General features: G+C 61.1%; 21 protein-coding genes and 2 CRISPR repeat arrays. Of the genes, 8 read left to right on the top strand and 13 right to left on the bottom strand.

Annotation, left to right across the window (positions count from 1 at the left end; genetic code table 11):
- Nucleotides 1–16 precede the first annotated feature (16 nt).
- Nucleotides 17–1,147 (top strand): ORC1-type DNA replication protein, encoded by a 1,131-nt coding sequence (locus TX79_RS16780; protein ID WP_049928784.1) that lies wholly within the window; start codon nt 17–19, stop codon nt 1,145–1,147.
- A gap of 211 nt (nt 1,148–1,358) precedes the next feature.
- Nucleotides 1,359–3,293: direct repeats of the CRISPR family, unit length 37 nt; unit sequence GTTTCAATCCCGTTCTGGGTTTTCTGGTCCCTGCGAC.
- Between the two features lie 117 nt (nt 3,294–3,410).
- Here TX79_RS16780 and cas2 read toward each other — a convergent pair.
- Genes cas2 through cas6 form a run of 8 tightly spaced genes read right to left on the bottom strand, consistent with a single transcriptional unit; the run spans nt 3,411 to nt 11,983 of the window.
- Entirely contained in the window at nt 3,411–3,683 is a 273-nt protein-coding gene (gene cas2, locus TX79_RS16775) for a CRISPR-associated endonuclease Cas2 (protein ID WP_049928783.1), read from the bottom strand.
- A gap of 2 nt (nt 3,684–3,685) precedes the next feature.
- Nucleotides 3,686–4,690: a CRISPR-associated endonuclease Cas1 gene (gene cas1 / locus TX79_RS16770; RefSeq protein ID WP_049928782.1), complete on the bottom strand. Its 1,005-nt coding sequence runs from the start codon at nt 4,688–4,690 to the stop codon at nt 3,686–3,688.
- Complete coding sequence (gene cas4, locus TX79_RS16765) at nt 4,687–5,280, bottom strand: CRISPR-associated protein Cas4 (protein ID WP_049928781.1); 594 nt, start codon at nt 5,278–5,280, stop codon at nt 4,687–4,689. The genes cas1 and cas4 overlap by 4 nt, the downstream gene beginning before the upstream one ends.
- Entirely contained in the window at nt 5,277–7,160 is a 1,884-nt protein-coding gene (gene cas3, locus TX79_RS16760; protein WP_049928780.1) for a type I-D CRISPR-associated helicase Cas3', read from the bottom strand. Before cas3 ends, cas4 begins: the two co-directional genes overlap by 4 nt.
- Nucleotides 7,161–7,868 (bottom strand): hypothetical protein, encoded by a 708-nt coding sequence (locus TX79_RS16755; protein ID WP_049928779.1) that lies wholly within the window; start codon nt 7,866–7,868, stop codon nt 7,161–7,163. It abuts the gene before it with no gap.
- Nucleotides 7,861–8,799 (bottom strand): type I-D CRISPR-associated protein Cas7/Csc2, encoded by a 939-nt coding sequence (cas7d, locus tag TX79_RS16750; RefSeq protein ID WP_049928778.1) that lies wholly within the window; start codon nt 8,797–8,799, stop codon nt 7,861–7,863. The genes TX79_RS16755 and cas7d overlap by 8 nt, the downstream gene beginning before the upstream one ends.
- Before the next feature lie 2 nt (nt 8,800–8,801).
- Complete coding sequence (locus tag TX79_RS16745; RefSeq protein ID WP_230198610.1) at nt 8,802–11,213, bottom strand: hypothetical protein; 2,412 nt, start codon at nt 11,211–11,213, stop codon at nt 8,802–8,804.
- Between the two features lie 5 nt (nt 11,214–11,218).
- A complete protein-coding gene (gene cas6, locus TX79_RS16740) occupies nt 11,219–11,983 on the bottom strand; it encodes a CRISPR system precrRNA processing endoribonuclease RAMP protein Cas6 (RefSeq protein ID WP_230198609.1) in 765 nt (254 codons plus the stop codon).
- Nucleotides 11,984–12,261: 278 nt separating this feature from the next.
- On the opposite strand from cas6, the gene csa3 reads away from it, so the two are divergent.
- The 4 genes from csa3 (at nt 12,262) to TX79_RS16720 (ending at nt 18,778) form a co-directional block, all read left to right on the top strand.
- A complete protein-coding gene (gene csa3, locus TX79_RS16735) occupies nt 12,262–12,912 on the top strand; it encodes a CRISPR-associated CARF protein Csa3 (protein ID WP_049928776.1) in 651 nt (216 codons plus the stop codon).
- Nucleotides 12,913–13,023: 111 nt separating this feature from the next.
- Nucleotides 13,024–16,662: direct repeats of the CRISPR family, unit length 37 nt; unit sequence GTCGCAGCGGTCAGAAAACCCAGGACGGGATTGAAAC.
- A gap of 380 nt (nt 16,663–17,042) precedes the next feature.
- Nucleotides 17,043–17,819, top strand: a complete 777-nt coding sequence (locus tag TX79_RS16730; protein WP_049928775.1) for a TrkA C-terminal domain-containing protein — start codon at nt 17,043–17,045, stop codon at nt 17,817–17,819.
- A gap of 78 nt (nt 17,820–17,897) precedes the next feature.
- Nucleotides 17,898–18,296 (top strand): DUF2267 domain-containing protein, encoded by a 399-nt coding sequence (locus TX79_RS16725; RefSeq protein WP_049928774.1) that lies wholly within the window; start codon nt 17,898–17,900, stop codon nt 18,294–18,296.
- Nucleotides 18,297–18,361: 65 nt separating this feature from the next.
- Nucleotides 18,362–18,778 (top strand): DUF2267 domain-containing protein, encoded by a 417-nt coding sequence (locus TX79_RS16720; RefSeq protein WP_049928773.1) that lies wholly within the window; start codon nt 18,362–18,364, stop codon nt 18,776–18,778.
- Nucleotides 18,779–19,119: 341 nt separating this feature from the next.
- On the opposite strand, the gene TX79_RS16715 is transcribed toward TX79_RS16720, so the two are convergent.
- Entirely contained in the window at nt 19,120–19,386 is a 267-nt protein-coding gene (locus TX79_RS16715; RefSeq protein WP_049928772.1) for a DUF7553 family protein, read from the bottom strand.
- A gap of 172 nt (nt 19,387–19,558) precedes the next feature.
- On the opposite strand from TX79_RS16715, the gene uvrB reads away from it, so the two are divergent.
- Nucleotides 19,559–21,616: an excinuclease ABC subunit UvrB gene (gene uvrB / locus TX79_RS16710; protein ID WP_049928771.1), complete on the top strand. Its 2,058-nt coding sequence runs from the start codon at nt 19,559–19,561 to the stop codon at nt 21,614–21,616.
- A gap of 418 nt (nt 21,617–22,034) precedes the next feature.
- On the opposite strand, the gene TX79_RS16705 is transcribed toward uvrB, so the two are convergent.
- Nucleotides 22,035–22,568, bottom strand: a complete 534-nt coding sequence (locus TX79_RS16705; protein ID WP_049928770.1) for a hypothetical protein — start codon at nt 22,566–22,568, stop codon at nt 22,035–22,037.
- Nucleotides 22,569–22,655: 87 nt separating this feature from the next.
- On the bottom strand, nt 22,656–23,138 hold the full coding sequence (locus TX79_RS16700; protein ID WP_049928769.1) for a GNAT family N-acetyltransferase: 483 nt from the start codon (nt 23,136–23,138) through the stop codon (nt 22,656–22,658).
- Nucleotides 23,139–23,272: 134 nt separating this feature from the next.
- Here TX79_RS16700 and TX79_RS16695 point away from each other — a divergent pair, with 134 nt between their 5' ends.
- Nucleotides 23,273–23,692, top strand: coding sequence for a hypothetical protein (locus TX79_RS16695; protein ID WP_049928768.1), 420 nt, complete (start codon nt 23,273–23,275; stop codon nt 23,690–23,692).
- 21 nt (nt 23,693–23,713) lie between these two features.
- On the opposite strand, the gene TX79_RS16690 is transcribed toward TX79_RS16695, so the two are convergent.
- Nucleotides 23,714–24,190, bottom strand: a complete 477-nt coding sequence (locus tag TX79_RS16690; protein WP_049928767.1) for a GNAT family N-acetyltransferase — start codon at nt 24,188–24,190, stop codon at nt 23,714–23,716.
- A 135-nt stretch (nt 24,191–24,325) separates the two neighbouring features.
- Between TX79_RS16690 and TX79_RS16685 the strand changes: the two genes are divergently transcribed.
- Nucleotides 24,326–25,348 carry a hypothetical protein gene (locus TX79_RS16685; RefSeq protein ID WP_049928766.1) on the top strand — a complete coding sequence of 341 codons (1,023 nt, stop codon included), beginning with the start codon at nt 24,326–24,328 and terminating at the stop codon, nt 25,346–25,348.
- Nucleotides 25,349–25,362: 14 nt separating this feature from the next.
- Here the strand turns inward: TX79_RS16685 and TX79_RS16680 are convergent, their stop codons facing one another.
- Nucleotides 25,363–25,869 carry an AAA family ATPase gene (locus TX79_RS16680; protein WP_049928765.1) on the bottom strand — a complete coding sequence of 169 codons (507 nt, stop codon included), beginning with the start codon at nt 25,867–25,869 and terminating at the stop codon, nt 25,363–25,365.
- Between the last annotated feature and the right edge of the window lie 99 nt (nt 25,870–25,968).

The following is a 25,968-nucleotide window of genomic DNA, read 5'->3' as shown; positions in this document are numbered from 1 at the left end:
CAGCGTGGTGAAAGTGATGGCAGACGACCCCGACGAGGGGATGTTGTCGTGGGACGAGTCCGTGTTCAGGGACGAGCACGTCTTCGAAATCGACTACGTTCCCGAGACGTTCAAGCACCGCGAGTCCCAGATGGAGGGGTTGACCTACGCGTTACGGCCAGCGGTGCGTGGGTCGCGGCCGCTAAACGTGATGGTCCGAGGCCCGCCCGGCACCGGGAAGACCACCGGCATCCAGAAACTGTTCGACGAGGTGGGGGCCCAGACGAGCGACGTGCGGACGATCCGCGTCAACTGTCAGGTGAACGCGACCCGCTACTCCGTCTTCTCGCGGCTCTTCGAGGGGACCTTCGACTACGAGCCGCCGTCCTCTGGCATCTCGTTCAAGAAGCTGTTCGGCCAGATCGCCGAGAAACTCGTCGAGGAGGACAAGGTGCTCGTCGTCGCGCTGGACGACGTCAACTACCTCTTCTACGAGAACGAAGCCAGCGACACGCTGTACTCGCTGTTGCGCGCCCACGAGGAACACCCCGGCGCGAAGATCGGGGTCATCGTCGTCTCCTCCGATCCGGCGCTGGACGTGATCGACGAACTCGACTCGCGCGTCCAGAGCGTCTTCCGCCCCGAGGAAGTGTACTTCCCCGTCTACGACCAGCCCGAGATCGTCGACATCCTCGGCGAGCGGGTGAAACGGGGCTTCCACGAGGGCGTCATCTCCCGGGACACCCTCGAGTACGTCGCCGACCTCACCGCCGAGAGCGGCGACCTCCGGGTGGGGATCGACCTCCTCCGGCGGGCCGGGCTGAACGCCGAGATGCGCGCCAGCCGCACTGTCGAGCGCGAGGACGTCGAGGACGCCTACGAGAAGTCCAAGTACATCAACCTCTCGCGGTCGCTGTCGGGGCTGACCGACACCGAGCGGACGTTACTCGAGGTGATCGCCCACCACGACGGCGAGCAGGCCGGCGAGGTCTACGAGGCGTTCCACGAGCGGACGGATCTGGGATACACCCGCTACTCGGAGATCGTCAACAAACTCGACCAACTGGGGCTGATCGACGCCGACTACGCGGACGTCGAGGGACGGGGCCGCTCGCGGTCGCTGACGCTCGCCTACGAGAAAGAGGCGGTGCTGGAGCGGCTCGAGTAGCCCCTTCGAATGATAGATTTATTGCATTCGTAGCGACCTTCGAATCGATTTCGAGAGGACTACCGACCACTGACTGACTAGTGATTCACGGTTTCTGATTTCTGCAACTCAGCTCCAGTTGGTGACCGTGTCGGTGTGCGATTTTGACCTCGTCCTAGGTTTCTGACTGCTGTGACCTGACGAGCCGATGGGCGTACGCCTCGAGGACGACGTTTCAATCCCGTTCTGGGTTTTCTGGTCCCTGCGACGCCGGCGAGCAACCGGCTCCGAAGCCGGGCATCCGCGTTTCAATCCCGTTCTGGGTTTTCTGGTCCCTGCGACACGACGGTTCTGAACGACGTAGAACTCGGCGACCGGCTGTTTCAATCCCGTTCTGGGTTTTCTGGTCCCTGCGACCGAGAATGTCCTGCTGGATTTCCTCAAGCTTGCCGTGTTTCAATCCCGTTCTGGGTTTTCTGGTCCCTGCGACCGCCCAACTGCACAACGCGGACGGCGAGCAGATCCACGGGTTTCAATCCCGTTCTGGGTTTTCTGGTCCCTGCGACACCACTCGCCCCGTATCTCGAGTGGGTGCGTCGGTAGTTTCAATCCCGTTCTGGGTTTTCTGGTCCCTGCGACACGTCGATCGCGAATCGGATTGGCCGAAGTCGAACGGCGTTTCAATCCCGTTCTGGGTTTTCTGGTCCCTGCGACACAGGTCCTCGACTGCTCCGTGTCCAATTGCAGTGTTTCAATCCCGTTCTGGGTTTTCTGGTCCCTGCGACGCAATCACGGAGGTTTCAGTTTCGAAAGTGGCGTTCTGTTTCAATCCCGTTCTGGGTTTTCTGGTCCCTGCGACTCGACCACAGCGGGTTGCAGAGCAGTTTCCGACGCGGTTTCAATCCCGTTCTGGGTTTTCTGGTCCCTGCGACCCCCTCTGAGGGCGGGAGATAGGTGTCCTTGTCGTTTCAATCCCGTTCTGGGTTTTCTGGTCCCTGCGACCGTGCCGCTACAGAACGACGACGTGGCCGTTCTCCACGTTTCAATCCCGTTCTGGGTTTTCTGGTCCCTGCGACTCGAGGTCGTCCGTCACGCTGTTGACGTGATGAACTTCGTTTCAATCCCGTTCTGGGTTTTCTGGTCCCTGCGACATGCCGAAACCTATCTCGCGTGGCTCGAGGCCTAGTTTCAATCCCGTTCTGGGTTTTCTGGTCCCTGCGACTCGACGAAAGTGTGAGCCTGCGGCGGCTCACCGTGTTTCAATCCCGTTCTGGGTTTTCTGGTCCCTGCGACGGGGATTGACGCGTTCTGCGAGGACTACTCACTCTGTTTCAATCCCGTTCTGGGTTTTCTGGTCCCTGCGACGCCGCGTCGCCGACATCCTCCGCAGTCAAGGGGCCCTGTTTCAATCCCGTTCTGGGTTTTCTGGTCCCTGCGACACGCGAGCTGCATCACGTCCAGCTCGGTCTCGACCGGGTTTCAATCCCGTTCTGGGTTTTCTGGTCCCTGCGACGTGCGAGGACCGCGTCGATGGCGGTGTGGCTCGGTTTCAATCCCGTTCTGGGTTTTCTGGTCCCTGCGACGAGACGACCGAGCGCGACATCCGATCGCAGCCGACCGTTTCAATCCCGTTCTGGGTTTTCTGGTCCCTGCGACGTCAACCCGTGAGGCGGCCAAAATCGTACCGTTCAGCGTTTCAATCCCGTTCTGGGTTTTCTGGTCCCTGCGACCGGCTTCACGAGCGCGAAGCTGCGCTCCCTGAAGGAGTTTCAATCCCGTTCTGGGTTTTCTGGTCCCTGCGACAAGACGCGACGGCGATATTGTGCTACTCTCGCTTCCGGTTTCAATCCCGTTCTGGGTTTTCTGGTCCCTGCGACATGGCTGCATCCACTCCTCGATCTTGTGACTCTGCCGTTTCAATCCCGTTCTGGGTTTTCTGGTCCCTGCGACAGATCCACTGACCGCTCGAAAATCGCGTAGTTGCGTTTCAATCCCGTTCTGGGTTTTCTGGTCCCTGCGACCCGGATCTACAGGTCGATGAGATTTGGGGCGTCGTGGTTTCAATCCCGTTCTGGGTTTTCTGGTCCCTGCGACACGTTAGGCGCGCCGGTCGGACCGAAAGCCGACCAGGTTTCAATCCCGTTCTGGGTTTTCTGGTCCCTGCGACAGGGGGTCGAGATACGGCGAGAAGGGACAAAAACGTTTCCTGGACGCTAAAATTCTCACTCGAGTTCGTCGACCGGGGCTGTACACGGTATTCAAAAAGGTCGATGAAGGGGAACCGTCAGATCACGTTCGACTGTTCGTCGGGTGGTTCGTCCCCAATATCGGTCGTCGCATCCTGGCAAGCACTACAGAGCCGGTATATCCGAATTCGGTCCCCATCGCTCGGCTCGATGTGTGACTCGAGTTCGTCTTCGAGTTCGACACGCTGGGTCTTGTCGATCTCGAGTTCGAACACGCTGTACTGCCGCCAGGCGCCGTATCGCTGGAGCGTCCGGTACACGCGACGGCGGTTCGTATCGTCGCTGATGTCGTAGGCAATCGCAAGGCGCATGGTTATCGGGCGAACGAAAGCGGGTGATACTCGTCCAGTTCTCCAGTGATCGCCTTCCGCAGGAGAATCGCTTGCTGGCGGATCGCTTTCCGCCGCGTGACAGTGTACTCGAAGTGTGGGTGGGTCAGTTCTTCCTTCATGAACTCGTCGAACTTCGAGCAGTAGGTTTTGAACGCGTCGTCGTCGAGACGGTTGTCCTTCCGAAAGTCGTCGTGAGTGATCGTTCCCCGGTTGACCAGCCGCGTGACGAACGCATCACAGAAGATGGGCCGAAACTCCTCCTGAAGGTCCAGTGCGAGCGACGGTCGGCCGTGGCGGTCGGCGTGCAACACGCCGAGGAACGGGTCGAGATTGTACTGTCGAAGTGCGGCAAGCACCTCGTTTTTTGTGAAGACGTAGGTCAGCGACAGTAGCGAGTTGATGTGGTCCTCCGGCGGCCGTTTCGTCCGTTTCTCGAACGTCCAGCCGTCGACGAGCGTCTCGTCGAGACGCTGAAAGTACCGCTCTGCGGCTTCGCCTTCGACCCCGCGAATGTCGTCTTTCGTGGTCGCGTTCTCCGCTCGAACCCCGAGATCTTTGAGGACGTCCGTTCCGTGAACGCCTTTGCGGGAGAGCAGCGTCCGCGCATTGCGAACTTTCGCCTGGATCATCCGCCGCGCGATAGCGATCTCGTCGTCCCTCGAGAGGTCGTACTGTGCTCGACGGACTTCCGCGATCGTGTTCTTCTCGGGAACGAAGCTCCCGCGGTACTTGCCGTTCTGGGTAAAGTAGTTGAGGACGATTCCGTGCTCGTTCGCCTTCGCGACGAACGGGGTCGAGAAGTTGACACCGCCGAAGACGTTGATCGTATCCAGTTGCTCGATCGGATATCCGGCGAGCTTTCGGTCTTCGTCTTCTTCGGCATCGATGTTCCAGATTACGACCTGACCGCCGTCGATCCGGACCTGCGTTCCCTGTTTGGTCACGAAGATGACCGAATTGTCGAAGACCGCTTCGGATTCTTTCATTGGTGGTCCTCCCAGCCCGTGTTCTCAGCCCTGTGGGGCTCGAGAATGGCAGTCTCTTCCGGCATGCAGTACGCCCGCGTGGAGCACTTTTCGCACTTTTTCGGGTTGTCGGTAAGCGGTGGAACGACATCGGCAGTCATGGATCGCATCGCTTCCACTTGTTCACGAACCGTTTCTCGGTGTTGTTGCGTTATTGGAATGTGCATTCGTTGATCGGTTTCGTACAGGTAGATCGCTCCTTCTCGAACCGGCTCCTCGAGATAGTCTTCGAGAAGCATACAGTAGCCTGCCAGTTGCACTTCGTCGCTCTTGTAGAAGTCACCGCTCTCCGCTCGTTTTCGTTCTATTGGAACGATCTTGTCGTCTTCGAGGTCTAGCACATCGACTTTGCCTTTGAGTCCGAGCTCTTCCGACTCGAGATACAGCTCATTAACCCAGTCACCACGAGTGGATTTGTTTTCGTGTTTGGTTTTCCCCTCGATGCGTTCGTAGTTCCGACCCTGTGTGTCGTAGAAATGTAGGTACCAGTACCGACGCGAACAGTAGCTATACTGGTTGAGATCAGCTACGTTGACGAGATCGTCCGTCATACTTGACGTTCAGTTGTATTTATTTCTGGAGGGCCGTTGCCGTCATCGTTGATGTGGATTTCGTAATTAGCAGTCGTCAGTCGGCTCGGCACGACTGCATTGGTAATACGAATAATGTCGAAGAAGCGGTGGAGAAGTTCGGTAGACACTCCGAAGTCAGCATTGAGGGCTGCCCGATCTATTTTGCGATGGATCTTCGTCTGGAGTGTCGATTCAATCTCGTGTGTTGGCTCGTCGTATCTCGTCGGTTCGGTCTCGAATTCTGGAAGACGAGCAGTAACAACAGAGGGTATGGAATCGTCCGACGGGCCGAGAACGAAAACGTCGCCCTTTTCGACGCGTTCGATGTTGTAATGGCGGAGTGTTGTCGTCAGGTCGTACGTCGTCAATCCGAGCCGGTCGCCACGGGGATACTTCACTTCGGCAGGGAGCGAACGACCCCGGAGTCCCCGGAACGTCTCGAAACAGCGTTCGGTAAAGCGCAGTAGCTTAGCTGCGTCACTCTCCTCGGTGTATTTCCCACCGAGCCCCCCGATTTCATCCATTTCGCTGTTAATCGACCGTATGAACCCGTACCACTGATCGTGTCGTTCGACGTTTTTCTCGAAGTCGTGTCGGAGTTCTTGGTTGAACCATCCATCCGATTCTTCACGGACGTACAAGGCATACGCACCCCGGAATCCGACTAGATCAGAGAGCTGGTTGAGTTCCATTCCTGGCTCATCTAGGGTATCGTAAATCAACTCTGCAAATCGAGGAAACGTCATTTCGTCTTCCCAGGGTCCTTGCCCGAGCCCGAACGTGTGGACAGTGGCCTCGGACTCGCGACCTGCGCGTCCGAATCGCTGGAGGAAGGAACTCGCTTGCCCAGGATTCTCCATGTATAGGAGCCGAATATCGTAATCGAGCCCAACTTCTCCCTTACTGGTCGTGTTGAGTACGTAGAACTCCACCTCGTCTAGATCGACGGTCTCGTCATCCGTATCGAAGCCATTGTCCTTCTCAGTGTGCTCGAAGACGTCGGGGAACTCCTCGCTGAGATACCGGTGGAACTCGTTACTGTCCTTGACGCTATTGAAGACGAGCACGACGTGAGGTTCGTTGTACTGATCGACGCTCGCTATCGCTTCGCGAAGTTCGTCTGCAATAGCTTCCTTCGCGTCGAGTATTCGTCGTTCTTCGTGGCGATGGAGCGTAACGTCCTCTCGGAAACGATCACCGTCGTCGACGTACGTGGATGAGATGTCTCGAACGTCGATGCCGATACGCTCCTCGACGAACTCGACGAACTCCTCGTTGGGGGTTGCGGATGCGAGTAATATTTTCACGTCCGGGATGCGCTCCGGGATAATCTTCGTCTGAAGGAGTAACCCGCTTGCAGCGAGTGACCCGTAAAAGTGGAACTCGTCGTAAACGATTGCATCGAACCGGTTGAAGAAATCCATCGCCTGGTTGCCGCGATACATATCCTGAATGGCAGCCTGGAGAATGTCGGGATTGGTGATGACGACTTCGTGATCCGCACCGAACCGATCGACGAACGAGAGAAGGTTCTCCGTTCGTTCGTGACTACGGCCTTCGAGGGTGTTACTGTTCAGGACAGCGGCGTCAACACCTTCCGCTTCGAATCGGGTACGTTGCTGGCGAAGGAGTGCGTTGGTCGGATAGACCAACAGCGTAAGGGGACGGCTATCGATGAGTTCGTGGAAGGTCGCGGTCTTTCCGCCGCCGGTCGGTGCTCGAAGAACGGCAACCTCTTCATCACCGTCGTGAGCCCATTCCGCAACCCGATTCTGGAACGCACGAGCGTGATCGAATCCTCGTTCCCTGTACCCGTATGTGGGTTCTTCAGTCGCCAGGGATGCACCACGAATTCGCATCTACACCACCTCAGGCACGATTCGCTCCCTGACGAACTCCGGGTCCGCTCCAACGAAATGCTGGAGACGAGGGTCATTACCACGCTGGAAGGTCGTACTGTTTTCCATGAGCTCAGTTAACAACTCATCTGAAAGATCGTACACCTCCGAGAGAAGGTACTTGTTCAGCACGAGGTCACCGAGTTCCGACCCCCGAGCGCGAAATTCACCGGTCTGTTTGATCCCCATACGGAAGAACGGACGATCAGGGAGGGGGTCGTCGGTCCAAACGGTAAATTCGAATTTCGATCCAGGTGCGATGCCGAGATAGTGTCGAATCGTCTGATAGGCCGCACCCGAATCCTCGAGTATCGAGGGAATCGATTTGGCACCCCTCCCTTCGATTTGTTCGGCGATGTCGGAATCGTTCGTTGTGAAGTGACGCTCGGACCGATAGTCGGTACTCCGGAAAGTTCGTTCGTCAGCCTCGACGGCAATCGGACGCATGTCCGTCACGAAGAACGGGGCGTCAGCCAGATGTGAATAGTCCGGTGACGTTGCCTGGTCGCCGAGTTCGACGTATCGCTTCTCCATGTCGAAATATCGGTAACCCAGCGCGTGCATGAGCGCCGTCGCAGAGAGCGTCGGCTGGGTCTTGATCGATCGCCCCTCCGAACTCGAGTAGAAGAGGGGTGTATATAGCGTCGCTTCGAAGGTCTGTTCAATCATCTCCGAATTCAGCTTTCGCTTCAGTCGTGAGGCGATCGAACTCTTCGCGGAGTACCTCGTTAGCATCGCTCGCTTCTCTCGAAGCGACCTCGTAGAGCCGGTCGTACCACTGAGGATACTCGTCGGCACCATTCAGGTCACCGTACACGTCCCAGTCGGACCGCCGGACATCGTCGATGTATGCTCCAATGATCTCCTCGAGGGACTCACCCTCGTCTCGGTACTCCATGAGAAGCTCACCAGTCGAGAGTGACGTATCGTGGTTTCCGAGGACGATCCCGAGTACGTCGTTACGGATGTTCCGCCCCGTGCGGGTCTCTCGAGCGCCGTATTTCCCAGTGTTCAGAATGTTGTGCAGAACGTAGAGCAACATCTCACCGGTCGCAGCCTCGAGCGTGATGAAGTGGACGAGATCGTTCCCGGGTTGAACCTTCACGTAGTCGAAGAGGGCCTCTGACTGTTTTCCCTCCTCGTTTCGCATCGTACCGGACTCGTATACGGCGTTTCTCGTCTCCTTGTTCATCAGGTCGTACTCACCAGTCGTGTACGTATATCCCTCTACGACACGTGATTTGATGGCGAAGTCCTGATCTCCGGTTCCTGCGAGCCCGTAGGTGAGAGTCCCTACGTTCAACGACTCGTTGAGATCGGCTGGTTCGTTGTACGTGTACTCTTCGTGAACCAGCTCGTCGTCTAGCCGACGCAAGAGGTCCAGTCCCGTGAGCCGCTCCTTGCTCGTAAACTTCTCACCGTTGACTTGGGCATGGAGCTTATCGCCGAACTCTTGCGTCTCGGCTCGGTCTTGGTTCGAATTCCGGAACAGCGTCGGTTCGGTGACGTCCCGCTGCACGACGAGCGTCACGGTCGGCTTTCGGGTCCGGTAGATATCAAACGATTCGACGAGTCCTTTGTCAGGGTAATCCAGTGTCATTGTTATTTTTGGAGCTTCTGATCGTATGCGTAATAGTACGAGTTGACGAGCGCGTCTTCCCAGTCGGAGAGTTTCTTCAGCTCGTACAGGTCGTTCTCAATGAGGTACGAGCGAAGCGCTTCGACGAACGCTTCCGCTTCGTCAGGTTCGACGTAGCCAGCGTAGTCTTCACGGTCGGCTGCTGCGTAGACCTGGCTCTCGACGTACTCGACGAGTCGCTCGTCGTTCATCTGTTGGTTCATTCCGCTGAGGAACGCGTCTAGTGCCTCGCGGAAGATTTTGGTCTTCTTGTACTTGCTGTCGTACTGTTTGCCGAAAAGGTCGATACCTCGTTCGGCGACTGTTTTCATGTCCATGAGTGCTTCTGTGTGGTAGGTTTCGAGGTATGACTGCAGTTCGCTGAGCCGAGTCGCACTGTCGTGATTGACGACTGCGAAGTCGGCGATACTGTGGAACTCGTCACGATCGAGCTGGATGTACGGGTTGGTCATCCCGGCTTCCTGCCCGATCATGCTCATGATCTTGAACAGTGAGAGGGCGCGACGAAGGTGCGAGTGAGTTTCTTCCTCGACGAAATCCGGCACCGGACCGAACCGGTCGACTTCGTCGAGGCCCAGGAGTTCTTGCGGTCGGGTGGCCTCCTGGTCCGCAAAGACTGCGTTCGCGCTGTCGAACTGCGCGAACGGTCGTCCCACGACCACCTTCATCCCGGATTTCTGGGCTGCCTCCATCGCCTGGCGGATCACTGCCATCCGATGATTTTCATCCAGAATGTAAATCGGCTGGAGGTAATACTGCGGTGCAATCAGACTGTGATTGACGTCCCTGTCGTCGAGTTCGTCGCTGTCACCTTGTACGACGTTTCCGACGCGACGTCGTCGAACGCGAACGTCGCCCAAGAAGTCGTCAAAGTAGAAGTAGGCGACTTCAACGTCGTTATTCGTGCTCACACCACTCCGCTCGCAGATATCCGCAAAGAGGGCGTACTCAAGGTTACAAACCTCACAAATCGACTTGTACTTGGCGTGTGGGCGGACGCGTTTCGAGAATTCTTGTGTTCGATAGACGCCACTATTCCCCTTCTGGTATAGTGTATCGGTTTCTGCGCCGCACAGGAAACACATCTCGCCTTTCGAACCGAGGGTCGGAAGCTTCTGCCCTTCGAAGAACCGGTCGACGACGACAGCAACGGCGTCCGTTTCCGGCTCTAAATCCTCGTGGAGTTCCGGGCGAATCTCCTCTGCTAACTCGTCAAGGAAATCGGAGTGGTCCTGATGATTCCGGACGAGGTAAGCGACGAAATGGATTTTTTTCTTTTGGACCCCAACATCCTCTTCGATTCGATCGTATGCGTCTTGGATTTCTTGGTGATCGAACGATGACTGCCCATCGATATAGATTGCTTTAGCGAGAACTGGGAAGTATTGATCAAATGACTCTGGGACGTGTTCGAACGGTTCGACCCCTGCTGTACCGCCCTCCAACAGCTCTCGATAAGCGTCCGCAATAATCTCTTCTTTGTCGTCTGTGGGGATGTCCACTTCTGCAAGGATATCGTAATCAAAGGAGTTCCAGGTGAGCTTGCAGGAGAAGTCATATTCGGCACCAATTCGTTCGGGGACGCGTTCAGTGACGAGGTCTTTGAGGGATTCTCGGTCGATCGAATCACCGAGATAAAGAACGTTATCGCTCGAGCTTCCAACCACAACACCTCGACTTCGTCCGTCAACATTACCAGCGATGACTTCCTTGACGGTTCCAAGCAGGAGATCGTTCAGGACTGGTTGCTCGAGTTCAGTGAACTCCACGAGGTGAACTTCCGATTCATCGACCTTCTCGCAGAGTTTCCGGTACGCACCATCGATACCGTCACGAAGCGCAACGGATGCAACTTGGTCACCGATACGGGCGTACCGATCCAGTCCTCGGAATTCGGTAGCTGTGCCACGAGTTTCGGAGCTATCTTCTTTGATTTCGGTGTTTTGAACGAGATAGAGGAGATCGTTGCGATAGCCATTCCCGAGGAACTCCTCGATTCCAAAGTCGTCGTCTTCGAAGTAGCGTTCGAAGGCTTCGCTGGTGTTTCCATCCGCGTCGTACCCGTACGCCTCGCGAACGTACTTGTTCGTATCGTGCAGGACCAGTGCCGCTGCCAGGACACGAATCTCCTCTTCGTACTCCTCGACGTTTCCATCGGGACCAACGGCCTGGTAGACGAAGGTGTTGACACCCACCGTAACCGCGTTGAGGATGTGTGCTGCTAGCGACGAGTTGGCTGTCGAGTCGACTTTGGCGTCGTATTGCCCCGCGTTCTCAATGACGTTTGAGAATAGATCGGTCTCTTCGACTAGCCACTCGTGGGCCTTTTGAGCGGCCTGTGCTCCATTGGCAGTTTTTGATCGCGTTTCGCTCATTCGGATCAGTCACCCAGTTCTACTGAAACAGTACCACACCCTCGAGCGACAGCACTCCCAACCCCTGAATACCCCCCGAACAGCGCGAGCGTCGTCACGGCGTTTTCGACTGACTCGCTGGCGTCTTTGAACGCGTACTCGCAGACGCCGGTGAAGCCCTGCTTCATGATACTCCGCGTCTCGTCGTCGTCGGTCTCGCCGCGGCTCACCAGCACCGAGTGCGTATCGTAGCGACCGGGATCGGGTTTCTCGAGGACGTTGCCGGCGATATCTTCCCGCGAGAGATCGAACTCGAGTTTCTCGGGTGCGGTTCGGTTCCACTTCCCGAGCAGCGAGGTGAAGACCGGCACTCGATGCGGAAACATCGTCGTCACGTCGCCGGCCTCCTCGATACAGGTCGGCGTCCGGAACCGTACCTCGAGCGTCGGATCGTCCGCGCGTGACGCACGTGCGAGGAGTTCCTCGTGGGTCTCGTTCTCGCTCTCGAAGGCCTCGACGTGAAGCGATCCGTGTGAGAGCTCGAGCGAGTCGCCCTCGAGAACGACGGCATTGACGAGCGCCTGGAAAATCTCGATGTCCGACGGGTCGATGATACCGAGCGAGAGTTGGTACTGCTCCCCGTTCCGGACGGACTTGTGATAGTCGCGGTCGCTGTCCCCGAACGGGCCGAGCAGTCCGCTGCTATGGACGCTTCCCAAGGGTGCGTCGTGGACCCGCTGGCTCACGTCGGCGTCGACCGAATCGAGCGCATCGAGTAGGGCACCGTACACAGAGTACCCGTCGGAGTACGGCACCGGAAACGTCGACTCGGCCCGGAGCGTCAGGTCGACGCGTCGAAGTCCGGTTTGCGATCGAGTGTGCTGCGATGACACAACAATATCTTCCAACCGCGGGATGATAAATATATCGGGAGTTAGATATTTCTTGCACAACGATGAGAACGAGACCGGGAGATTGCGTCACGATGAGGCAGTAGTATCCAACGATTTGGATTGCTCATTGTCGTCTGTCGGTACACCTATGGTCGTTCTCCACGAGGAATTCGGCAATGCGGACGTACGTGTCGACGCTGGGATTCGACGAGACGCGGGTCACGCGGCCAGTGTTGCGGAACGGACTCGAGGACGGCGACGTCGTTCGGCTGTTGCGTCCCGCAACAGAGCGTGAAGACGATCGCGCGACGGCTGCGGTCGATCATACGCGGGGGACGCTTCAGGAGATCACCCCGGGTGCGACGGTTGCAGTCGACCGCATCGATACGGCCGACGTTCCCGACGCAGTGCAACAGTGTGGTGCGGTCATCGACGACGCTGACGGGTCAGTGATCGTGAACTTCGGCGGTGGGGCGCGTGAGGTGTTCCTGCCGCTCTCGATGGCCGCCGCGATGTACGCCCATCGTATCGAGCAGGCGTTCCAGTACACCGATATCGACCAACAGGTGACCGAGATCGACCTGCCACATCTCACCGCGACGGTTCCGGGCCACACACGCCCAACGTTGCGGGCGCTCGCGAGGGCCGACCGACAGTTATCGATTTCCGAACTCGCCCGTAAGACCGAACACGACTCGAGTACGATAGCCAGACACGTCGACGTGCTCGAGGACAGCGGGCTGGTCACAACCCAAAGCAGCGGCCGGGCGAAGTACGTAGACGTAACCCCAACCGGGTGGCTGCTCTCGAAAGCCACTCACGGGTAAGTTTTCGTCGACCTTTTTGAATCCCGTGTACGACCCCGGTCGACGAACTGCCGGCCGAAAATGATGTATCGATAGACCGTTATAGCTCACATAGCCGCGTTTCGCCCCCCTGTCGCAGCGGTCAGAAAACCCAGGACGGGATTGAAACAACAGCCTCGAGCGACCGCACCCGACCGTGACCGCGGTCGCAGCGGTCAGAAAACCCAGGACGGGATTGAAACTCGGGCGGAACGATGCTCGCCGCCGGGGTGGTCGCTGGTCGCAGCGGTCAGAAAACCCAGGACGGGATTGAAACACCGACAATGACGGGGGAGCAGGAGCTATCGAAGGATGGTCGCAGCGGTCAGAAAACCCAGGACGGGATTGAAACATCGCCAGCGGTTCCTGGTGATCCATCCCCGCCACGTCGCAGCGGTCAGAAAACCCAGGACGGGATTGAAACCGGCCGGATCAACTCGTAGAACGTGAGGTTTGCTTCTGTCGCAGCGGTCAGAAAACCCAGGACGGGATTGAAACAGCCAGATCGCTGCGCCGAATGCCACCGTCCACTGGTCGCAGCGGTCAGAAAACCCAGGACGGGATTGAAACATCAATCGTCACCATACGCAGTGATCGACGTACCCGGTCGCAGCGGTCAGAAAACCCAGGACGGGATTGAAACACAAGTACTACGCGAAACTGAAGGCCCTCGAACGTCGTCGCAGCGGTCAGAAAACCCAGGACGGGATTGAAACAACACTACGGCCGGGGCGAGCGCTCGAGCACGCCCGGTCGCAGCGGTCAGAAAACCCAGGACGGGATTGAAACCCCGATCGCGTCGAGATCGTCAGCGTTCGCGTCGAGGGTCGCAGCGGTCAGAAAACCCAGGACGGGATTGAAACTCGATCCACTGGTCTCCGTCGAGCGGGCCGACACGCGGTCGCAGCGGTCAGAAAACCCAGGACGGGATTGAAACGACGGCCCGAATCCCTACCCTGTCAATGGCGGCGGGTCGCAGCGGTCAGAAAACCCAGGACGGGATTGAAACCCGACGACGAGGTCTTCGAGAACGTCGCGAAGCGCCGTCGCAGCGGTCAGAAAACCCAGGACGGGATTGAAACAGCAGCAGCGGCGATCGCCCCGGCGGGGGTCGCGATCGAGCCGCCGGGTCGCAGCGGTCAGAAAACCCAGGACGGGATTGAAACGAGCTGCCCGGCGGCGAGATCGTCGGCGACCTCGAGGTCGCAGCGGTCAGAAAACCCAGGACGGGATTGAAACCACTATCCGGCGGATGTCCTCGTCGGGTGGGCTGTGTCGCAGCGGTCAGAAAACCCAGGACGGGATTGAAACGCGTTTGCCGTATGTGGGGCCAACGACGTACTCGGACGTCGCAGCGGTCAGAAAACCCAGGACGGGATTGAAACCTGAATGAGGCCGTTGCCGAACCAGCGGTCGCGGTCTGTCGCAGCGGTCAGAAAACCCAGGACGGGATTGAAACGATCTCGGGAAGGCCGAACCCCTCGGTGAGAGCGCGGTCGCAGCGGTCAGAAAACCCAGGACGGGATTGAAACCTATTCGTCGTCGCCGAGGTATTCGTCGGCGTGTGTCGCAGCGGTCAGAAAACCCAGGACGGGATTGAAACAGTGTCGTCTGCCGGACCCGCGATTTGGTCGGAGACGTTAAACGTCCCGTCCTGTCGCAGCGGTCAGAAAACCCAGGACGGGATTGAAACATCACGCGCCAACTCAACGCGGCCGCCAACGGTGACGTCGCAGCGGTCAGAAAACCCAGGACGGGATTGAAACAGCGCGAAGTCGGTCTTTCCGCGCCCCATGAGCGCCGGTCGCAGCGGTCAGAAAACCCAGGACGGGATTGAAACGATCTCCGTGCTGGCGGCGGGCGACGCGCAAGAGGGTCGCAGCGGTCAGAAAACCCAGGACGGGATTGAAACGTCGCAGCCAACCAGATCATGGGATGGTTCGGCAACGTCGCAGCGGTCAGAAAACCCAGGACGGGATTGAAACTATTGTTAGCGTCGGTGGTGTTCCAACTCATCTACCGTCGCAGCGGTCAGAAAACCCAGGACGGGATTGAAACGATCAAACGCGGTGGCTCGATTTTCGGCGACGACGGTCGCAGCGGTCAGAAAACCCAGGACGGGATTGAAACAGCCCGCTCTGCGCCGACCGCGTCGGACTCCGAGTCGTCGCAGCGGTCAGAAAACCCAGGACGGGATTGAAACGATCCCGAACAGCAGGATGATCGACACGACCACGAGGTCGCAGCGGTCAGAAAACCCAGGACGGGATTGAAACCCCGGAGGTATCGAGGTACGACGGAGTATCGTCTCGTCGCAGCGGTCAGAAAACCCAGGACGGGATTGAAACGAGGATCGCTCGCGATCGTCTCCGCTCGACGAGGAGTCGCAGCGGTCAGAAAACCCAGGACGGGATTGAAACGAGGACGATGACTGACGAGACCTCAAAGTCGGTTCAGGTCGCAGCGGTCAGAAAACCCAGGACGGGATTGAAACAGGACGGTCGCCCGATCCTCCCCGATGGAACGGTTGGGTCGCAGCGGTCAGAAAACCCAGGACGGGATTGAAACGTTGCGGTTAACGACGCGGTCTCCGTACGGAATTTGTCGCAGCGGTCAGAAAACCCAGGACGGGATTGAAACGATCAGTTTACACTGCTCCGAGTGGATCAACCAGTCGTCGCAGCGGTCAGAAAACCCAGGACGGGATTGAAACTCGGCCTGGGGACTTCGATCCTGTCCGTGTCGGAGCGTCGCAGCGGTCAGAAAACCCAGGACGGGATTGAAACAATCCGAGCCCATTACGCCACACCTCCGGATCTTGGGTCGCAGCGGTCAGAAAACCCAGGACGGGATTGAAACATCCGCGACGAGAGCGGGGATCCGGTCGCGGCCTTCGTCGCAGCGGTCAGAAAACCCAGGACGGGATTGAAACACGACCTTGTCCCGGTTCTCGTCGTAGTACGTCCAGGTCGCAGCGGTCAGAAAACCCAGGACGGGATTGAAACGCTATCGACCAGACGAAAGGCCACCCGTGGACGGGGTCGCAGCGGTCAGAAAACCCAGGACGGGATTGAAACAAGTTGAGCCACCGGAAGTCGGTTATCTCGAGTCCCGTCGCAGCGGTCAGAAAACCCAGGACGGGATTGAAACAAACGGTCCTCGAGGCCCTCGACGAGTCCAAGCTGTCGCAGCGGTCAGAAAACCCAGGACGGGATTGAAACGAATTTGAGACAGTCGAATGTACGTCATGCGAACAGGACGGTCGCAGCGGTCAGAAAACCCAGGACGGGATTGAAACAGTCATCGACTGCGCGGACACGACTTCCGTCCCGTCGTCGCAGCGGTCAGAAAACCCAGGACGGGATTGAAACGCGCTGGTTATCGCGGTCGCGATTAGGGAGGCGTGTCGCAGCGGTCAGAAAACCCAGGACGGGATTGAAACGTTAGCTACCCGCTTTCATCCGGATCCCCGAGCGTCGCAGCGGTCAGAAAACCCAGGACGGGATTGAAACTTTACCGCCTAACACGTCGTGCCACGCCTCTTTTGCGTCGCAGCGGTCAGAAAACCCAGGACGGGATTGAAACGCATAGAATGTCGCTGCCGGTGTAGGACCACCGGCAACGTCGCAGCGGTCAGAAAACCCAGGACGGGATTGAAACCCGGAGGGGCCGGTAGGCCGGGTGACGGTTCTGGTGTCGCAGCGGTCAGAAAACCCAGGACGGGATTGAAACCGCTCGAGTTCGTCTCGATCGTGATGCTCGTCCTCGTTACAGGAACCAGAAAATCCAGTATAAGAGAGGATCTAAACCTCGAAAATCCTTTATGACAGCTATCGAACGAAGCGTCGAAGTTGAATTTATTCACGACGGAACCCACTCTCGTTGGCTTCTGACGAACGAATCGCGCCGAAGCGTACTATCTGGACGGATTCCTGACGCACGATCGGGTGTTGTCTATCGTCGAAAGAACGATTCACGTTCCACATACGTCGTTGATCTCGCGAATATTCGTCATGAGCGTCTCTGTGTATGATCCGTTCGTAACAACGTGATCCCTTGAATTAGCCGGCATCGAGTACAAACGATCAGCCGGTACTACCGTAGCGGGACGGATGTACGCGTTCGTCTCTCTGTTGGTCATCATCTCGCTGTCGGTGCTCGTCGTTCGGGTGGGGACCGTCGCGTTGACGATGACCGGGCTCTCGAGGGAGGTGGCCTCGTTCCAGTCGCTGTCGACGTTCTCCGGGGCCGGCTTTACGACCGACGAGGCGGAGGAAGTGACGGCCTACCCCAGCCGTCGGCGGACCGTCAAGACCCTTATGCGGCTGGGCAACGTCGGCCTCGTCTCGACGGTCGCCTCGCTGGTCGTCTCCTTCACCGATCCGGTGACGCGACTCGAGCGGTTCGTGATCCTCGCGGCCGTCTGCCTCCTGTTGGTGGGGCTCGCGCGCAGCCACCGGTTCGACGACTGGCTCACGCCGATCATCGAGCGCGCCCTCTCGCGAACCGCGCAGTTTCGACCGCGGGACTACACCGGCCTGCTGAACCTCGATCGGGACTACCGCGTCGTCGACATCGCCGTCGAGGAGGGCGAGTGGCTGGCGGACGAACGGATCGCCGACCTCGAGTTGCGCTCGGCGGAGGGGGTGACGATCCTCGGCATCGAGCGCGAGGACGGCACCTACATCGGCGCGCCGGGTGGCGAGCACGAGATCCGGGCCGGCGATCGCGTCATCGCCTACGGGCAGTACGACCGGCTGCAGGAACTGGCCGACCGCGACGAGGACGACCGTGCGGCCCACGCCGCGGCGAAGCGCGCCCACGACCGCCGGCGCGAGCACGAACGGGACATCGATCCGGAGCGGTCAGTGCCCTCGATCCGGGAGTGACGACGGCCCGTCCGCGGTCGCGACGCGGCCAGCGACTGCCGGCCCAACCCCCTCGGGCGGCTCGGTGCAACGGCCGGTATGGAACGCCAGGAGTTCTACCGATCGGTCCAGTACGAGGCCACCCTCGCCGGCGAGGCCGACGCGCGCAACGCGACGCAGGCCGTGCTGTCGGCCCTGGGCGAGCGGCTGGACGAGTCGCGCTCCCAGCGCCTCGACGGACAGTTGCCCGACGAGGTCGGCGACTACCTCGTCGAGGGCGATTCGGGCGAGGGGTTCGACTACGAGACGTTCCTCGAGCGGGTCGCGGACCGGAGCGACCGCGCCGATGTCGGTGACCCCCAGCGGCTCGTCGAGGCCGTGATCGGCACGCTGTTCGAACACGTCGACGAGGAGGAGCGCGAGGCCCTCCGGGAGCGTCTCGAGACCCTCGAGTTCGAGGGAGCGATTCCCGAATTCGGTCCTGGCGCGCGGAGCTAGCGGGATCCGTCCGGCCGGCAGTTGCCGCCCGAACCCTCAGGACGGGAGTGGCCGTGGCGACGGGTATGGAGGCGACAGCCATCGCGGAGACCGTCAGCGACCGCACCGAAGCCGACGAGGAGGGGGCCGAGGACGCGACCCGGGCCGTCCTGACGACGCTGGGCGAGCGACTCGGCGAGGACCAGGCCCGGGATCTGGCGGCCCAGCTCCCCGGCGAGTACGCAGACCCCCTCACGGAGGGCGAGGCCGGTCAGCGGTTCTCCGAGGAGGAGTTCATCTCCCGCGTCGACCAGCGACTCGACACCCTCGAGATCAGCGGCGACCGCGCGGCGACGGCCGTCCTCGGGACGATCCTCGAGGCCGTCGACGAGGACGAGCGCGCGGCCGTCGTCGACCAGTTCGAACACTACGGCTTCGAGGAGTTGCTCTCGGAGACCGACGCCGACGTCGACGTCAGCGAGCGCTCGCCTCGAGAGCGATGACCGCGGTAGTCCTTTAAGTGGTTCTGGTCACAAGGTGGAGATACGACGGGAGACCGGTCGTTTTCACGTTCTCGAACTCGGTAGCGAGTGGTCCGTCGCTCGAGTCGTGGGCGAACTCCGTTCGTACCTGATCTCGCGTTCGTGGTGTTCGCGACGAGCGTCCTGCTATCGTGGACTCGGGGAGTAACCACACCCTCCCCAGCCGGCTCACTCGCTCACTTCGTTCGCTCGTTCGCCCCTCGCGACTGCCGCCGCGTCTCGCTGCTGCTCGCCGCGGCGGCGCGCGCCGATGAACGAACTCGATCTCTGAGAAACGTCCGGTGTGTCAGCTGTGTCGATCGTCAGGCCTGTTCGACGTCTTCGCGGTAGTTCTCCGTGGCCTCGAGCGCTTGTTCGACGTGGTCTTCGGTGTCGCCGTCGACCTTCTGCTGGACCTGCCTGAGGGTGTTTAAGTGTTCGTCGAGGATCGCGTGGTCGGGTTCGTGGTCCCCGACGACGTAGTCGCGGTAGGCCTCGGCCGTCTCGCGGATGTCGTCGCGAACGTCGTCGTCGGCCGTCTTCTCCGCCTGTTTGAGGTCGTCGCGGGCCTGTTTCAGCGCCTCGGTCATACGCGGGGGGTACACGACGCGGCGTATAACGGTTGGGCGGGCAATGGCCACGTGTCGGGCGATTCTCCTCGAGACGGGGTGCAGGCGATCACGCTACGGATGCGATGCGAGCGCGATCCCGGTCGCTCGCGGATGCGAGCGGGTAAAGTGGCTCGAACCCCTGGAACCGACAATGAGTGAGTCTCGAGGTCCGCTCCAGCCGGATCGACCCGACGTCGACCGCCCGTTCGAGGTCGACGCCCCTTTCGAGCCCGCGGGCGACCAGCCCGAGGCGATCGAACAGCTCGCAGAGGGGTTCCGGCAGGGGATGGACAAACAGACCCTGCTGGGCGTTACCGGCTCCGGGAAGACGAATACGGTCTCGTGGGTGATCGAGGAGATCCAGAAGCCGACGCTGGTCATCGCCCACAACAAGACGCTCGCGGCACAACTCTACGAGGAGTTCCGGAACCTGTTCCCGGACAACGCCGTCGAGTACTTCGTCTCCTACTACGACTACTACCAGCCCGAGGCCTACGTCGAGCAGACCGACACCTACATCGACAAGGACGCCTCGATCAACGACGAGATCGACCGCCTCCGACACTCGGCGACCCGGTCGCTGCTCACCCGCGAGGACGTCATCGTCGTCGCCTCCGTCTCCGCCATCTACGGGCTGGGTGACCCGCGCAACTACGTCGACATGTCCCTGCGACTCGAGGTCGGCGAGGAGGTCGGCCGCGACGAACTACTGAAGCGCCTCGTCGACCTCAACTACGAGCGCAACGACGTCGACTTCACGCAGGGTACCTTCCGCGTGCGCGGGGATACAGTCGAGATCTACCCGATGTACGGCCGCTACGCCGTCCGCGTGGAACTGTGGGGCGACGAGATCGACCGCATGGTGAAGGTCGACCCCCTCGAGGGCAAGACCAAGGGCGACCAGCAGGCAGTGCTCATCCACCCGGCGGAGCACTACTCCATTCCCGAGACGAAACTCGAGCGGGCCATGGAGGAGATCCGCGAGGACCTCGACAAGCGCATCTCCTACTTCGAGCGCAAGGGCGACATGATCGCCGCCCAGCGCATCGAGGAGCGGACTACCTTCGACCTCGAGATGATGCAGGAGACGGGCTACTGTTCGGGGATCGAGAACTACTCGGTCTACCTCTCGGATCGGGAGTCGGGCGACGCGCCCTACACCCTGCTGGATTACTTCCCCGACGACTTCCTGACGGTGGTCGACGAGTCACACCAGACGATCCCCCAGATCCGTGGCCAGTACGCCGGCGACAAGTCCCGGAAGGACTCGCTGGTCGAGAACGGCTTTCGACTCCCCACGGCGTACGACAACCGCCCGCTGACCTTCGAGGAGTTCGAGGAGAAGACGGATCAGACGCTGTACGTCTCGGCGACCCCGGGCGACTACGAGCACGAACACAGCGACCAGATCGTCGAACAGATCGTTCGGCCGACCCACCTCGTCGACCCCGAGATCGAGGTCTCGGACGCGACCGGGCAGATCGACGACCTGATGGACCGCATCGACGAGCGCATCGAGCGCGACGAGCGCACGCTCGTGACGACGCTCACCAAGCGGATGGCCGAGGACCTCACGGAGTACCTCGAGGAAGCCGGCGTCGACGTCGAGTACATGCACGACGAGACGGACACCCTCGAGCGCCACGAGATCATCCGCTCCCTGCGACTCGGTGAGATCGACGTCCTCGTGGGCATCAACCTCCTCCGGGAGGGACTCGACATTCCGGAGGTCTCGCTCGTCGGCATCTTGGACGCCGACCAGGAGGGGTTCCTCCGTTCCGAGACGACCCTGATCCAGACGATGGGCCGTGCGGCGCGCAACGTCAACGGGAAGGTCGTCCTCTACGCCGACGACCCGTCGAACGCGATGGAGTCGGCGATCGAGGAAACCCGCCGTCGCCGCGAGATCCAGCAGGAGTACAACGAAGAACACGGCTTCGAGCCGACGACCATCGAGAAGGAGGTCGGCGAGACGAACCTGCCCGGCAGCAAGACCGAGACCACGCAGGTCTCGGGCCGCGAGATCGAAGACGAAGAGGAAGCCGCCCGCTACGTCGCCGAACTCGAGGACCGCATGGAGGAGGCGGCGAGCAACCTCGAGTTCGAACTCGCGGCGGACATCCGTGACCGCATCCGCGAGGTCCGCGAGGAGTTCGACCTCGAAAGCGACGAGGACGAGGGGATCGCACCCCCGACCGAGGAGTTCTAGGTTCACACCAGAAACCGAACTCGCAGTTCCATCTCGGACCACCGGTCGATACGGGTCGAATAGTCGAACGGTGGCGCGCGCTGCCGCCCGGCCGAACAGCAGTGAGGCCGGGCGGCGAAGCCGCGCGAGGTCTTCGCGAGCTGCGCGGGACCTGGCGGTCCCGCGAACTGACCGCGCGGCGCAGCCGCGCGACACGAAGCGAGTGAAGGCTTGTCAGAGCTTGCTCTGACAATGGATGAGCGGAGTGAAACGGAGCGAATCGGTTGGGGTGGGTGTGGCAACTCCTCGTGTCCACGATAGCAGGACGCTTCGTTTCACTGTAATTCCCACGAGTACTGTGCGAAACCAGCACGGAGAGGTACCGGTGCGTTCGGCTCACGGCCCTCGAACGCTCCCTGCGAATCGATCGAGAACTCCGTTACCGCGTAGCGAGCGCACCGCCGAGGCCGCCGACGACGATCGGATAGGCCAGCCCCGCGAGCAGGATCGCCCGGAGGAGCGGGATCTCCACGACAATCTGCGAGGCGTCGTATTCGAAGTAGACGGCACCGAGGGCGACCAGCGGGAGGTAGCCGAGCGTCGTGCTCGCGCCGGCGACGAAGCCGGCGACCGGCGAGTCGACCGCGTCCACCTTGCCCGCGACGTAGTAGCCGGACGCCCCCAGCAACACGATCGGCGTCGCGTAGTAGGCGATCGAGAGGGACGCCAGATCCACGTAGGACATCGATACCCCGTCGGCGACGATCGGAACGCGGTGGGCGTTGTAGAAGAGCCAGCCGAACATCCTGCCGGGGCGGGGTAACCCGGATCCGATGGCGCCTACCAGTGGCTTCAGTCCGAACAGCGCGAACAGCGCCACCGACAGCAACAGCCCGGCGACGTACGAGAGCGCGCCGTTGACGATCCCCGATACGAGCGGTACGTCCCTCAGCTCGAGGTCGACCCGTGCCATCCGTGGTCGTGACTGTCAGCCGGCACTAATAATCATATCGATTCCGACACGACCACGACCGAACGACGTGGTTCGTCGCGTCCCGAGCTACAACTCGAGCGTGTACACCGCCTCGGTGTGGGTCTCGTCGCCGAACTCGACCTCGGCCTCGTCGGTCCGCTCGAACCCCAACCGCTCGTAGAAGGCGCGACTCGCGTCGTTCGAGGCGAGGTCGATCGCCCGCATCCGGTTCATGCTGAGGTCCTCGAGGTCCTCGCGCAGTCGCTCGTGCAACGCGGTGCCGACGCCCTCGCCCTGGTGGTCTGGGTGGACGTACATCCGGAGGACGTCGCCCTCGTCCTCGTGGACGACGCCGTGGGTGAAGCCGACGACCTCGCCGTCGACCTCGGCGACGAGGACGGCGGTGCCGGGCTCCTCGAGGGCGTCCGCGAACGACTCGTCGCCGTACCAGTCGTCGATGGTCTCGTCGATGGTGTCGGGTGCGAGTTCGTCGTAGGTGTCGTGCCAGGCCTCGCGGGCCACGCGTCGGATGGGCTCGCGGTCGTCGACGGTCGCTGGTCGGATCTCCATACGGCGATCTACGTCACTGAGTACCAAAGTAGTTCCACCGACGGCGATCGCTGGGGTCCCGACGCCGCGCCGGGGGGTTCTCACGGCGGGAACCGAACTGCATATTCAAGGGCGGGGGGTTCGAACGAACGGTAATGAGCGTCGTTGACAGGGGGCGAGCGACGAGGGACGGGCTGGCGGTCCAGACGGCGGCCGGTCTGACCGTGACCGCCCTCGGGATCGTGGCCTTCCAGGTCCTCACCGTCCGATACGGGAGTGGGGAACCGCTGTCGATACTGCTCGGGATCGGTCTGCTGGCGGTCGCCGTGATCGGCGGTTATACGCGCCGCCTCTGGCTGGTCGGTGCCGGATTCCTGATGGCGATTCCGCTGCTGTTGTTGTTCTCGATCGGGCACCTGCTCCAACTGGGTGAACCCCTCTCCTCCGCGTGGGCGGTCGACGCCTGGTGGCTCTCGATCGGCATCATGGTTGCCGGCATCGCCATCGCCATGCTCACGCTGAGTTGGCACCTCGCCGTCGTCGTACTCTCGAGCGAGCGAACGTCGGCCCGGTGACGCCGACCCGCCTGGTGGTCTTCACAACTCGAGCGTGTAGACGGCCTCGTCGTAGCGCTCGCCCTCGATCACGACCTCGCCGGTGTCGGTCCGTTCGAACCCTAACCCCGTGTAGAACTGACGGCTGGCGTCGTTGAACGCGAAGTCGAGCGATCGGACGGTCTCGACGCCGTGGGCCTCGAGTTCGCGGATGAGCCGTTCGTGCAACGCGGTGCCGATCCCCTCGCCCTGGTGGTCGGGATGGACGTACAGCCGGAGGACGTCGGCGCTGTCACCCTGCGCGACCGCGTGGGTGAAGCCGACGACGTTCCCGTCGACCTCGACGACGAGCACGACCGTACCGGGCGCATCGAGCGGCATGGAGTCGGGTGCGTACCACTCGTCGACCGTCCGGTCGATCGTCCCGGCGTCCAGTTCGTCGTAGGTCGCGTGCCACGTCCGTCGGGCGATCTCCTCGATCGCCGCGAAATCGTCCGCCTCGGCGGGCCGGATCTCCATACTCGTACTTGCGAGAACGCGGATAAAACGACTTCGACCACCCGCCCGCTCGCGATCGAATCCGTAGTTGGGCTGACTGTCAGTCCGATCGCCAACATGGATTTACGGGACGGCTCGGTGTGGGACGGGCTTGGTATGACCGACGACAGTTCGGACGTCTCCCGGCGAACCCTGTTGCGCGCATCGGCCGCGACGATCACCGTCTCGACCGTCGGGGTCGGCAACGCGAGTGCAGGTCGCGAGCAGGCGGTCGACCTCCCGTTCGACGACCGCTGTCCCGAGGCGACCCTCCACCCGAGCATGGCCCATTGCGAGGGGGCGACCACGGCCGCGTGTGCGGACGACCACCCCGCGACGGTCGAGTTGCGGGCCGCGGTCCGAGAGACGCTCGAGCGGCGCTATCCCGACGCCGGGGCGCTGGCCGAGGCGGGGTACAGACCCTACTTCGACGCGCTGGACGTCGTCGACGAGGACGGCTGGTCTCACTGGCTCAACCCGGAGTACATCGGCGACGACCGGATTCTCGACCCCGACCGACCCGAGTCGGTGCTGGTCGACAACGACTCCTGGCGCTCGATCGGCGCGATGTTCGTCGCGACCCGGAACGGCGAGCCCGTCGTCCCGCCCGCGGTCTACCGGGCCGACGACGACGGCTTCCGGGGGCCGATCACCGACGCGAACGACCCGATCGACCTCGAGGCGGCGGGACCGAATCACGGCGACGGCCACGACGGACAGCACGACGACAGCCACGACGGACGCGCCGACGGGGCCGCCTCCGACGGACGCGCCGACGAGGCCCGCGACGCCGAGGGGGCCGCCGGGGAGCGATGTTCGCCCTGGCACTCTCACGCCGGCCTCCCCGGTCGGTTCGCGTGGTGGTTCTATCGCCAAGCGTACGGCGGCGACCTCACCGACGGCGAGAAGCGGCTGCCCTGTCGCACGCCCTGTATGCTGCACGTCTGGACGATCGACCATCCCGACGGCGTCTACGCCCACGACGCCCCGCCGGCGGCGTACCGCGACCTCGAGCCGGCCGAGGACCCCGACCTCGACACCGACGCGGTTCCGGGCGAGGACGCACTCGCCTGGGAAACCGTCCCCGACTACCTGACGCCCGATCGGCTCCCGGAGGAGTTCTCGCTGTTCGACTGGTAGGCCGCCGCGCTCCATCAGGGACGCGACGCACGGTCGGCGTCCGCGTCCCGGTCCGACTCGAGCCACTCTCCGACGGCGGCCGTCACCTGCTCGGCGGCCGCCGCGGGCGACGTCTCGTCGGTGTCGATGACGAGGTCGGCCGCCGGCGGCTCGAACTCCCGGTAGACGACGTGGACGCCCCGCTCGTCGATCGCGTCCTCGCGCCGACGGTTGCGCTCGAGGCAGGTCTCGAGGGCGGCGGTCACGCGGACGAACCGGACGGACTCGAGGGTACGGAAGACCCGTTGCCACTCGCGGCGGTAGAAGGTGCCGTCGACGAGGGTGACGACGGGCCGTTCGGCCGGTTCGGTCGATGGCGACGCCACCGCCGCCCGGGCGTACAACCGCTCGTACGTCCCCCGCGAGAAGTCGTCGGAGTGATACGACCGTACGTCGACGCCCTCGCCCTCGAGTCGGTCGCGGACCGCCGTCGTCAGGGTGGTCTTCCCGGCACCCGGCGGTCCACAGCAGACGACGATCACACACGTCGTAGGGGTCGCGGACACTTCCGTCGTCGGGTTCCGGGAACCGCGACTGCCGGTTCCCCTACCGATTTAGGCGACTCCGTCGAACGGTTGCAC

Origin of the sequence: Halopiger goleimassiliensis (assembly GCF_000455345.1) — an archaeon.
Taxonomy (GTDB): Archaea; Halobacteriota; Halobacteria; order Halobacteriales; family Natrialbaceae; genus Halopiger_A; species Halopiger_A goleimassiliensis.
This window is presented reverse-complemented; position numbering and strand designations above follow the sequence as displayed.